Consider the following 14,391-nt stretch of genomic DNA (forward strand, 5'->3'; position numbering starts at 1 on the left):
GGTGTCAAAAACACCATCATTATCCGAGTCTAAACAAGCACTAGAATCTAAAGGATCAGTTACTGCAGCTGTCGTTGCCTGACCCGCTCCAGCTACCAAAGGTATTCCTGTAAATGGGTCTACGACATCACCCAAGCTATCATCACCATCTAAATCGGTAATCACAAAATTACCCGCTGCTTCCACAGCATCAGGGCAGCCATCATCATCACTATCGTTGTCTACATAATCTTCTAATAGATCTGTATCACTATTTTGCCCTGTACCTTGTACGCAAGCTACAATGGAGTGAAAACCTGCTGTTACGGTTCCGTTACTATTATTTCCTTTACCAGAAGCAACTATCACTCTCGTGATCGGTCCTGGGATTATTGTTCTGAAGAAATTGGATGTGACACTTACGCCTCCAGTAGTATTATTACCTATTGCTCTATTTCCAGACACATCCCAATCCCCAGAGGTTAATGCCGGATTAAAATCACTAAAATTATCTGGTGTAATAGTTATTTCGGTTGCACCATTAAAAGCTCTTACTTCACCATAATCACCATTATTCAAGCCTGCAAATATGAACTCGAACTGATCTAATGCTGTTGGAAAATCAAAAGTATATTCTACATAATCGCCAGAAGCTACTTGGCCAACATTTCTAGGTTGCACATAGATATAATCGTTTACCGCAGGAAAATCAGTCCGTACCTGTACCCCATTAGCCCATTGAGGGGTTCCTGAATCTGCTGCACCATCAAAAAATGCCGCAGAGAACTCATAATTTCCGTTATCAAAGACCAGTGGAAAACCTGGGGCTCCCGAAAGGTCAGTGTTAGTAGTATATCCTGAAGTATTCAAAGAAGAAACCACAGAATCCCTACACTCCGGACCACCTTCATCGACATCCAGAATACCATCATTATCATCATCCTGATCGGTAAGGTTGGGCACCCCATCCTGATCAAAATCATCACTATCATCGACCAAATCACAAGCATCTGCAATACCATCATTATCACTATCCGGACCGAAGGTAACAACGTCTGTATTGCCATCTTGTCCTGCTCCTGCAACCAAAGGAATACCATTTGCTGGATTTACACCCCCAGTTAGTTCTCCAATCCCATCAATATCTCCTGCAGTAAAAGTCCCTTCTGCTTCTATGGCATCTTCACAACCATCATTATCACTATCATTATCCAAATGATCATCTCTGTTATCTCCATCAGAGTCCGGCCCTTCTTTGATCACATAGTCTGGCGCTGTAAAAGCATCTATAGCACACGGATCAAATACTAAGGAAAAGAAATTGGTATTACCCGCTGCTGTTACATTCGTAGCACTCGTTGAAAAATCGAACGTACTAATATTATAGTAGTTAAAATAAGCTGCTATATCTGTGTTGAGTACTACTCCTGGAAATGTAGTTAGAGGACCAGTAAAAGTAACACTAGAACCATTATCCACCACATTTAGCAAGGTTGGATTTTCTACCGCATACAAATCTGGGTTGGTCAGCGTAATACTTTCATTAGCATTGGCTCCATCGATATCGTAAAAAATACCTCCAAAACGATCTAGCGGAACTACAGTATTGGTGTTCGCTAGTACAAAACGAATCTGGAATGACATAGATGCGGTTTCTCCGGCAGGAACATCATATTCTCCTTGCCATGCATTCGGATCACCTGTCGCGTCATTGTCGATATCAAAGGTGGTAATATTGGCATCTGCTGCCGTAATTTCTACAATAGCATCCAGGATCAAAGCATCAATGGTTACGACATTATAAAACCTATATTGATCTCCAACAAAGGTCGCCGGGATATCTACAGTTTGCTCTACACCTCCAATATTAACTATTGCTCCATCAATTACCGCAGTTGGTATCGGGAAGGTATCATCAAAATTGGCGGCGTTAAATGTACAGGAGGCCACATCGGTAGGATCAAAACCTAATACCTCTTGCGAATCCAATATCCCATCATTATCATCATCCAGATCTGTGAGATCGTCTACACCATCTCCATCAGAATCCGGGATTTCTCTATAATCTACTTCGGGTGTTGTAATTTCCTGATCATTTGGTAAATCTGTCGATGGATTATCAAAATTATCATTGACATCGCTATCATCCACTATTGGGAATTCATAGGCATCTAGTAAACCATCGCCATCGGTATCAATCGTAACGCTTGATTCGGTAAGACCAGCTTCTGTGGTATCACTTCCTCCTTCGTCATCACTGTTTAAATCCAGATAATCTGGGATTCCATCTGTATCATTATTCACACTTGGTAGCGTTGTATCCAATCCTGTGGTTTGGTTGTACACCAAAGGAATTCCAGTAGGTCCCACATCGGTTGCGGTTACAACGCCATTTGTTCCTGGTGCAATATAGCCAATGGTTGGCTGTGCCTCAACATTATCTGGGATTCCATCATTATCACTGTCTATATCAATATCATTTGGTATGCCATCGCCATCTGCATCTATGCAAACAGGATTAGGGATAATCCATACCTGATCAAATTCATCTACCGGATTTGTAGACGTTGTTGTATACGTAAGTGTTGTGAACGTTCCTTCAAACTGTAATACAAAACCATCTTCGATACCTGAAACGGTTGTTGCTGTAGTAACTGGTGTCCCTAAATTACCTCCATCAAAAGTATCCAGTACAACAAAAGGAGTACTAAAGCTAATCGTTCTTTCATCTACGGCTCCTCCCAAAGAACCTAATGCCAAAATCGGGTTTATTACTGGTTGATCAAAAGTATGAGTAATGGTAACATCACCCGCTAATCTAATCCCATCTAATCCATTAGCTTCAGTAAATACAGGAAATGTTGCTAATATTGGTGATATATTTACAAATGATGTTGCTCCCGGAGCTGATAATGTAGTATTGATTATATTACCATTTTCATTAAGTGTACCATTCACCATATTTCCAGCGGGCACCCCATAAACTTCAGAAAAATAAGGTGTCGTACATGCAGACAAGTCATTTTCTACCGAATCCAAAATCCCATCATTATCATCATCTAAATCTAGACTATCAACAACATTATCTCCATCTGTATCCAGACGATCATCTGTAGTATCACAAGCATCTGCAATACCGTCACTATCCAAATCCGGACCTACTAAAGTAACCTCAACCGTCGTAGCTTGTCCTGATCCTGCTACCGTAGGAATACCAATATTAGGACCTGTAGTGGCTACCGCATCACCCAAACTATTATCTCCATCTAGGTCTGCTGTGGTAAATGTACCTCCTCCTTCTACTGCATCTGCACAACTATCATTATCACTGTCTGTATCTAAATGATTTGGCATTCCATCATTATCAAAATCATATACATCTGGTATACCATCTCCATTAGTGTCTGTATAGTCTGTAGTCGAACCATCTCCAACTCCATCATCAGTAGTATCCAAATAATTCAAAATACCATCACCATCTTCATCTAAGAACGGGTCATTTCCTGTAAGTTCTACCAAATCAGGAATACCATCATTGTCATCATCCAAGTCTACAGTATCTGGTATTCCATCTCCATCATAATCATCTACATCTAAATAGTCAGGGGTACCATCATTATCACTATCCAATGCATCATTAGTTAATGGATTACCATCAGGATCAGGGTTTTCGTTTGTGGTTAAAATACCGTCATTATCATCATCAGTATCTCTATAATCTACATCTACTATTGGAGCTGTTGTTGCATCACCATCAGTGTCAGGCAATTCTGTCGCTGGATTTCCAACAACCTGATTCCCATTAGGGTCTCCATAACCCGTTCCGGGAGTCCCATCAAAAGCATCATCTAATCCATCAAAATCTGCATCTGCTCCAGCGGGCACTACATTCGGTACCCCATCGGCATCGGTATCAAAACCTTCTACAGCATCTAAAACTCCGTCTTGATCACTATCTGTATCTAAGTAGTCTGGTATGGTATCTGCTAGCCCATCGGTATTCTCTGGGTTAATTCCTAAATTGCCATAAGCGATATCAAAGCCTGTTGTTGGATCTGATGCTCCGTTTGGCGCTAAATATCCAACCGTGGGTTGTGCCTCTACATTATCAGGGATACCATCTTGATCACTATCTAAATCTAGGAAATCGAAATTCGAATCTAATAAATCCGTATTGGCAGTGATATAATTGGTTGTATTACTATCTAGCCCGGTTTCGGCATTATCAAATAATCCATTGGCTCCCACGGTTGTATTATTTGCTCCATCAATAATACCATCATTATCTGTATCGTCAAGCGTTGTACCATTAATTAGCCCAGCTTCTCGAACATCGGCAATACCATCTCCATCTGAATCTAAATCTAGGTGATTAGGTACCCCATCATTATCTACATCTGCCCCATCTGGAATTTCTAATAATGGATTGTTAAGCTTAAGGACACCACACTCCCCTAATTCGAAGAAGAAATTTTTATTGCCTGCTGTTTGTGTTCCTATTCTAATATCTAAGGTAGTTCCTTGCGTATACCCTAGGAAGAAAATTCCTTGAGGATCTTCAGATCCATCAACAAAATTAGCTCCATTAGAAGTAAATCTCTCTATTCCACCTCCAACATTGAATGTATTTACATTGGTCGGACTACTCGTTGCAAAAGCATTAGAACTAGCTACCTCAATGATTTCATCTCCTACTCCTCCATCAACGTCAAGGGCTATCCCTCCATATCTTGATACCGTAAATAATGTATTTGTTCCTGAAAGCACAAACCTCAACTCAAACTCAATAGATTCGGTGGTTCCGGCAGTAGGTAATGTATTGTTAATAATAGGTTGCCAATTAGCAGGCCTAGTTGCATCATCATCAATATTTATTAAGGAAGCATTAGCTGTTTTATCAACAATTACAAATAACAGATCTACTACTCCAGGTAAAAGAGTTGGAAGCGCATCTGCTGCTCGATACACTGCTCCAACTTGCCCCGCTAATCCAGAATCGAGAACAACCCCCTGAATTACAGGTACTGCTAGTAAACATGGTGTATTAGGATCTACGCCCAATGAATCTGTAAGATCTGGAATACCATCATTATCGTCATCGATATCTACACTATCTGGTATAGTATCCCCATCAGTATCAATATCAACTTCAAGTCGTGCTTCGGCTGAAATCTGTTCTGCACACAGAAAAGTTCCATCTGCCACTCTAGCCCTATAAAGATTCTCATCAAGTGAAGTTGTTACCGCTGTAATGGTTAACTGCTCGGTATCGACACCCGAATATGGTGCGGTATTGGTTAATGGGATCCAGGTAGCTCCATTATCTGTACTCTCTTCCCATTGGTATATAAACCAAGCTGGTATGGGTGGTGTTGGAGTAGTTAATGTAACGTCAAAAGTCACTGTGTTTCCTACAATCGCCAACACATCGGTAGGGTTTGTACCAATTACCGGAGTTATTCCTGCTTCTCTATAATCTGGAGTACCACTTGTATCCGCATCATTAAGTGGTACGGTATAACCATCAGTTCCTGAGGTAACTACTCCATTACTATCTGTCGTTAATTGTGCTTGTGGTGCGATTGGACTGGGCACTCCGTCTCCCAGAAATCCATTATCATCATCATCGGTAAAGCCAGCTTCAACCGTATCAAAACAGGTATCATTATCACTATCTAACTCAAAAGCATCCAGGGTACCATCTGTATCAGCATCTAGAGGTGTATAATTAGGAATACCACTTTCTGCTGGTGTTTCTACTAAATCGAAATACCCATTTGATCCAGAACCCGTATCAGCGCCTACTATTCTTCCATCGGTATCAAAGGGTTGCCCATGACCTGCTTCAGTAGCATCATAAATTCCATCATTATCTGAATCCAAATCTAAACGATCTGCAACACCATCACCATCGGTATCTCTATCAAAACATACTGCAAATGAATTCCCTTTAAATAATAACCATGAATCAAAAAAGCGATCTCCATTATCTGCAATACCTATTTTAACCGTATTGTTACCGGGATTTAATAACGCTGCAAATCTCAAGGTGGTCGTAAATCCATCAGCTTCAATATTGACTGCTGTTGGGTCAGTTTCATTATCAACATAAAATGCAGCTTCATCACCATTATTAACCGTATCAATACTTAAGGTTTGTCCACCAGGGGTTAATGCTACATTATCTCCATTTACAAATACTTTGGCCGCATCATTTACTCCCTGATCTACGAAGTCATTATATTCTTCTGAAGCAAATACAAATTCTCCTGTAATTACAGTAGTAGCCGCTACATTGATTACAAATTCTAAACTGGCAACATCAAACTCTGGTGTTGCTCCGGCAAAATCCGGATCGGTACCATTCCCTCCAAAACCAACCGCATCTTCTCCAAGTGCCGGACCTACGGTTACGAATGGTGGTATACCTATTTCATCTTCAAAAAATTGATTACTTAAATTGTTGTCAAGATTTAACACATTTCCTGTAGAAAAAATGATACCTGTGCTAAAATTTACAAAAGCATTGGTACCACCTCCATTATCTGTAATTTGATCTCCATCATTAAAAGTACCTATTTGAGCGACTGAACCATCACCTTCATTAATTACTGCTGAAACAAGTGTCGCATCAGAATTTTCTCTAAATAAGAAGTTTGCCAAATTCGTTGCATTAGTTTCTCTTGTAATTTCGAAAGTGGTATCTGCATCATCAACTAGCACGGTACCAAAAGAACCTCCTCCGATTTCACATTCTTCGGTATCCAACAATCCATCATTATCATCATCTAAATCAAAACTATCTACTATACTATCCCCATCAGAATCGGCATCAACCAATAGCGCCGCTGAATTTGAAGTACGAGCTAAACAAACATAATTAATAGTAGTTACTGATATTCTGTACAAATTCAAATTTAAGGACCCATTGACTGGATTGATTATTAAAGTTTGTGTAGTGGTTCCTGAATAAATTCCTCCATCTGTAAGTGGGTTCCAGGTAGCTCCTCCGTCAGTACTTTCCTCCCATTGCTGCGCTAAAGGTGCAGGTCCGACTACAACTACTGAAAAGTTAGCAGCTGCTCCTGTAAGTGCGCTAAAATTAATGGGTTGATTTGATATAAAAGGTATCTCTTCTTGAAAATCTAACACACTGTTGCTATCTGCATCAGCTACCGTTATGGTATAATCTGCTCCATTATTCGTAACAATACCAGTTATTGGATCTGTGGTCACTGTACCATCATTTCCTATCACACCAGTATCTCCACCATCTTCGCTTGCATTGGCATAAGCTTCATTAACATCAGTACACAGGTCGTTATCACTATCTAATTCTTGTGCATCAATAATACCATCACTATCAGAATCTGAATTGGTAGTCAATAATGTTGCCGTACTAGAATCATTATCCTCAATACCATTGTATAAACCGTTTGCCCCAAAATTAGTGGCTCCCCCATCTATACGGCCATTAAAATCGATATCAGCTGCTTGCGGAGCTCCTCCAGTACCTAATTGACCGCTCTCGATCACATCATAGATACCATCATTATCACTATCAAGGTCTAAATGATTGGGTACTCCATCACCATCGGTGTCATATACATCAGGGATACCATCTAAATTGGTATCTGTATAATCGGTTGTGGATCCGTCACCGGTTCCATTATCAGTTGTATCTTGGTAATTTGGTAGTCCATCACCATCTTCATCGCCATCAGGATCATTACCATTGGCTTCTATAAGATCCGGAATACCGTCATTATCATCATCTATATCGACGGAGTCTGGCACAGTATCCCCATCAGCATCATTTCCTATCGTCAATAATGCATTGGCAGATGTAACTGTGGTACATACATAGGTTAAATCACTTACAATAACCTGGTACAAATACCCATCATAAGTGGCTGGGACTCCTGCCAACGTTAGGGTAGCCGTTGTAGCTCCAGAAATGATTACCCCATCCCCATTAACACCGTCGGTTAATGGTAAGAATGTGGCACCGCCATTGGTACTTTGTTGCCATTGATAGGCAATCAATGTTGCGGATCCTGAAGCCGTAAAGTTAGCCGTACCCCCAGCTCCAATTAATTGATCTGTAGGGTCGGTTACCACAGTAGGTGCTGTACCTACTTGTTGGTAATCATCGGTACCATTTGCATCTGCATCAGCAGGAGCTGTATATCCATCGGTACCTGAGGTTACTACTCCATTGTCATCCACTGTTAATCCTGTAATGTTATCTACAAATACCCCAGTGCCTAATAAGCCATTATCATCGCCATCGGTAAAGCCGGCTTCCAATACATCGTTGCATGCATCTCCATCACTATCCAAGTTCAAGAAGTCAAAAGAACCATCTGTTAATGTATCTGTAGGGTTTGTACCCGTACCTGCCGAGGTAGGAATACCATTATTACCCGTATTATCTGTATTATTATTAGTATCATCTGCTCGACCTTCTTGACCGGTTGCTGTACTTGGTGTACCTCCTGATTCTACTACATCGTAGATACCATCGTTGTCGCTGTCTAAGTCAAAACAGTTAAATATTTCATCACCATCTGCATCGGGATAAAACACCCCAATCGTAACCCCTTGAAGATCACTATCATTTGTTGTTACTGTAACCGATAATTGGGTGGTTCCCATAGAGAAAAATGCATAGGCTCCACCGCCATTAGCAGCAGTGGCTGTGGCATTAGGAGCATAAGTAATCGATGCTGTACCAATACCAGAGATATCTAATTGGCTAGGTCTAAGTGCATCTATAATCTGGAAACCTGAACCATTCGTCGTGGCGGTTGTAATTGCCTCGGTAATTGGATCGTTAGTGTCAAAAAATGATGCTTCTCCATCGGTTACAAATACAGGAATCGCTTTATCAAAAGCAAAGGTAAGACCATAGGTTAGTGACGTAGGAGAACCACTTAAAGTGTTTCTAATTGCTTCCAGGTTTCCTCCAGCTGTACCAAATAAGGCACCGGCAGGCCTTGTTGCACCTAGATCAATAGCATTTAATCCATCACCGGCACTAATTTGATCTAGTGTAACGGTTACTTGTACAGGTGTACCATTAGGCAATGTAAACGTTTTATTAAAGTTGTCTCCTGCGTTATTTAGCCCAGAAAGTTCAGCAACGGTCCAATCAAAAAACTGCATATCGGCTGTAAAATTACTTACATCAACTCCCGGGGTTCCTGTGTAGGCAGTTATCGGGTAATCAGGACATCCCTCTGCAGTATCCAAAATCCCGTCATTATCATCATCTAGATCTGCTGAATTAATCACCCCGTCACCATCGGCATCGCCAGCTGCGGTTAATGCCGGCCCTGACGGATCTATAATAATACCATCACTAGTGGTATCATCGCCTGGTTGCCCATCTGTAAGTGTATACGTCGTGGTAATAACAGTATTTGTACCGACTGTGGTTGTCCCTTCTGTTACACTTAGGTTACTATATTCGCTAATAGCACCACCAGAAACTAAAGGACCGAATTTTCTATAAAAATCTAAGGCGGTTAATCCATACCAATATATGGTGACGGTTGCCGATTCTCCTGGATTACCACATCGTAATGTAAAATCGATCAAACCAACTGGATAATCATAATTATCATCTAACGAAGCCAAATCTGCTTCTAAAAATGCCTGCATATTAGTAATCTGGCTACAATCTCCTGTAACTTCAAGAGTAACATAATCACCACTACCCGTAGCATCTGGTATTGAGGCTACACTAGACTGTTCTGAATCTAATATTCCATCACCATTGGCATCTCCACCATTGGGTGCGGCATCTTCTATTGCCGCATCTATCCCATCGCCATCATCACAACCAGACATTACAGATGCATCAATAACAGCAGATACAGCACCCGTATCGTAAGCTGCATCGGCAACTAATCCAGTAGTTGTAACCGAACCTGCTACAACTGTTAAGGGTTCTGCTAATCCTGTGGGGTTATATACGCCACCATCACCACCATCTGCATCTAGATCTGCATAGGCTTCATTGGCATCACTACATCCATCGGCATCACTATCCAGATTGAGAAAATCAAACGATCCATCGGTTAAGGTATCTATAGGGGTAAGCCCGGTAGCTCCTGCCGAATCAGGAATACCACTATTACCTGTATTATCTGTATTGTTATTGCTATCATCGGCACGACCTTCCTGACCGGTAGCACCACTTGGTGTACCACCAGCTTCTACTACATCGTAGATCCCGTCGTTATCACTATCCAAATCTAAAGAATTAACGATCCCATCCAAATCTGCATCTGCCTCACATATTTCTGTAGTAAATGTTAGTGTTCCTGAATTATTAAAATATCCACTATCTGTGTAGACTACATAAAAGTCACCACTTACAGGTGCAATAAAAGGCACCCCTCCTGTAGGGCCTTGGGTCATTGAAAGCAAATCGACATTATCTATTACTACATCTCCTGCGGCGCTGTCATATTGACCATTGCCATTGGTATCTATTAATCCAACAAAAGTTAAACCGTTTGTAAAATCTGCTGCTGTTAAGTTGGCAAAGCCTATGTTGCCACTACCTTGAGGACCAACTGCAAAAAAGGCATTACCATTGTTTGCTGCCAGGCTATAATTATATCTATTTCCATCATAATCAGATACCACATTGTTGCCATAGGACACCGCATAAAATTGCTGCCCGTCATAAGGTCCTCCATTTGCAGTTACTAAATTTATTGAAGAGCTTTCAAGATTAATTCTATAAGATCTACCAGCGGTAATTGTTAAATTAGTATCCTGCCACATTTCATCTAAGGGATTAAAGCTAGATGAGCTGGCGGTAGTGCATCCTTGTTCATCAAAATCAGTAATCCCGTCATTATCATCATCAAGATCTGTTACATCAGGTACTCCATCACCATCAGTATCAATATCCATAGTAGCAATAGTAAATCTTGTACCAGTGGTAAAATCGATAGCAGCTGTAGTTTCCCAAAGGCTTCCCGAACTATTGGTAAGTGCAATTGGGGTTTCGTCACTTAAATCGTTATTATTATTGGCATCATATACCAAATAATAAGTAGTACCAGTTACTAAAGCGGGTACATCAAAATCGGTATCATCTACATCAAACTCTAGTGCTATGGCTCCCACTGCATTGGTATCCTGTACCTGCCATTCTTTACTCAATAATCTGAATTGGCTTGGCGCTCCTGTGGTTGTCCAACTTGCAGCACCATTATTGTTACCTGCAATAAAAAATTGTCGATCAGCGCCAAAAGCCACAGGGGTCGTTATATCTCCATTAGCTATGGTTAAAATCGCATTGGCATTTACCGATTTTGATTTTTGTTGATCTAATGCCTGGCAATCATCACGACCGATACCTACAATATCATTATTATACGTGGCATTGGCAGTTGCATCCCAAATAACAGCACCTTGCCCATCTAAATAGTTGGTAGCTATAGTTTGATCCAGGGTGATCCCGTATTTTATAGCGAGATAGGATTCTATTTGTTGTAAATCTATACCTGTTTTGGGTACTGCGTAGTATATTATTTCTGCAATATTTGCATCTAGTTCCCCGGCTGTTCCTATAGATACATTTCCATTTCCTTGAAATCCGGGGGTTACGACATTTTCATAAGTACCTGTTGTGCCTGCTAATCCATCTACACGACCCGAGGTGACCCCAACAGGATTAGCAGCAGTTCCATTAGCCACACCAATATGCCACTGGCCACGTACTGCCGGACCACTACCCGCATAAGAAAAAACATCATTAAATGCTTCTATCCGCTCGTTCGAAACAGCACCGTCCCAATCCCAAAGGTCTGGAAAAGTACCAGGATCTCCATTGGTGACCTCCTGATTGTACACAAAGAATATTTGATATTCTGTGGTACTTATATCTGTCAACCCATAGTTTGCTCCATTAAGTCTATCATTAGAGGTATCATCAAAATCAAGATATGGGTTAAAGTTTGCGTCAGTTTCTGAACTTTCAAAATCAGGTGCTTGTCCAACCGCTGGAGGTATCATTGTACCGTTATTACCACTTTGATCGGTCCAGGAAGTTACTGCGGCACCATCGGCATAACTTTCTGCATTGGCTTTGACCCAAAGATTAAGATTACCTGGCACACAACCCGGTGCAGCACCTTCTCTAAAATCTACTTCGGTAGTACCCGGGTTAAAGGTATTAGGCAAACCTATGGCTCCAAAAGTTTGATCATCGGTTACGATGGGTCCAGGGATATCGTCATAATCATCCAGGATACCATCACCATCGGTATCGGTTGTACTTGTTGCCGGTGTAAAACCAGCTTCTGTGGTATCATCGCCCTCGAGGTTATCAGAATTTAAGTCTAAAAAATCTGGTATGCCATCGCCATCGGTATCTACACCAGTACCCAAATCGGTTCCGCCTTGTGCGGTTTCATAATTATCATCAACACCATTGGTATTGCCATCGGTAATTCCTGATCCTAGTCCGCTAGGTGCAATAAATCCAACCGTGGGTTGTGCTTCTACATTATCGGGTATACCATCATTGTCACTGTCCAGATCTAAGTGGTTAGGCACGGTATCGCCGTCTGTGTCATACACGTCAGGAATACCATTACTGTCTACATCTGTATAATCTGTGGTTGAACCATCGGGAGTATAACTTGGGTCCAATCCTGTATTATCCACCACATCCAAATAATTGGGTAATCCATCACCATCTGCGTCACCATCCGGGCTATTACCATTGGCTTCATTAATATCCAGGATACCATCGTTATCATTATCTGCATCAAGGGTATAATCAAAACCGTCATTATCAAAATCGTTTAAACATACAGAGTATCCCGGTACTGTTATTGCAAAATCATTATCATTAAGGTCAAATTGCTTTACAAAACCTCCATTGGCATAAATCACAAAATCAATACTATTCACCCTAGCAAATTCGTACATCACGCGACTCGTGGGGCCATTAGTTTCAGTTGCTGTACCAGTAGCTTCAAGATCTGGTGGAATATTATCAACGGCTATATTAGTAGTTGTATTGGTTGCTGTAAAACGCACTCCAGAAATACAATCTGTTACTAACCCTTCATTATTAGGACCATCGATATCATTAATTACAATACGAATATCATTTACAGGTATAGGAGTCACTTGATCCACCTCTAAAAAAATATATCTAATAGTACTTACATTATCAGGTATACCTGCCGGGCCAGCAATATGATCATACTGGATATTATCTCCTGAAAGTGAAAATGCACCGGTTTGATTTCCTGACAATCTTTGTGCCCTAATAAAAGCTAACGATGGAATACCGGGAGATGTGGCACTAAATATTGCATTATCTGTACCCGCACCAGAGGTTACCCCTGTTATTGTTATAGGTTCAAAATTTTGCGCATGAATGGATTGAAAAGACGTTATTATACTTATAAAGAATACGCTTAAAATTGTAATTCTTGTTCTGAAGCTAAATCTTGTAAAAACTTTCATAAGTCGATTATGATAAAATTGTTTTGTAATTCGTTTTGAGGTGATTCGAAGCTATTTTCTTAAAAACAGGCTTTAAAAATGTACTGGATTGAGAAGTATAGTGTCCAAACCTATTATAAAAAGAATCTTTATGTATACATTGTTGTTTCGCAATGGCACCTAATAAAGGTATTTCTTGATCTGATGCATAAGTTCTTTTGGAGTGTTCTGAGTTCACTGCCAGATAAGACGAACTATTTAAAAAAGTAAGTGCAATGAAGAAATACACCCCTAGGAAAAGGGTTATTATCCCTATATAGAAAAGTAAATAATATTTACATTTGTCATTTCTTTGATGTAATGCAATATTATCATCAGTATATATGACAATTGTTCCACCTGGAGATTGTGGTACATCTTTTGATGTACTATTGGATAGCAACATAATGGTTGATTTATTTTTAAATTGATCGTTATTTAGACCCTGTTATTGTTGGCTCGCCAAAGTTTCACAATTGCAGGGTTGTTTTATTTACAGCCTATTAGATTAATTGATTTATTACTTATCACCATCATAAAAAGGCTTTGTTTTTTAAAACAATAGTTATGTAATCATACTACCGGTTTTATCATAAAATATTTTTATTGTGTTTATCTGTTGATTATAAAACATTGTGATATTAGTAAGCTGCATTTCTAAGATTCGCTGATTATTTTGATCATACTTGCTATCTATTTTATGCAGAGTATCAGGGCCTAAGCCCGTAGCATATAATATAAGTACTAAGGATGTAGGTACTAAGAAAAATCTTTTCACTACGGTTAGTAAAGAAGAAAAAGTAAAATCATCCATAAGCAACTTTTTAAAGCTAATTAAATACTGTTAGTTCATTGATGTTAATCTCGCGAGGCGAATTATTATCTAAA

General features: G+C 40.2%; 3 protein-coding genes. All 3 read right to left on the minus strand.

Annotated features, from left to right (window positions below; translation table 11 throughout):
- Nucleotides 1-13,485 (minus strand): choice-of-anchor L domain-containing protein (locus J8M14_RS16800; protein WP_211075977.1); only part of this gene is annotated, 13,485 nt, incomplete at its 3' end.
- A 7-nt stretch (nucleotides 13,486-13,492) separates the two neighbouring features.
- Nucleotides 13,493-13,909: a hypothetical protein gene (locus J8M14_RS16805; RefSeq protein WP_211075978.1), complete on the minus strand. Its 417-nt coding sequence runs from the start codon at nucleotides 13,907-13,909 to the stop codon at nucleotides 13,493-13,495.
- Nucleotides 13,910-14,068: 159 nt separating this feature from the next.
- Nucleotides 14,069-14,317: a hypothetical protein gene (locus tag J8M14_RS16810; protein ID WP_211075979.1), complete on the minus strand. Its 249-nt coding sequence runs from the start codon at nucleotides 14,315-14,317 to the stop codon at nucleotides 14,069-14,071.
- Between the last annotated feature and the right edge of the window lie 74 nt (nucleotides 14,318-14,391).

Origin of the sequence: Aquimarina sp. MMG016, assembly GCF_018100805.1 — a bacterium.
GTDB lineage: Bacteria > Bacteroidota > Bacteroidia > Flavobacteriales > Flavobacteriaceae > Aquimarina.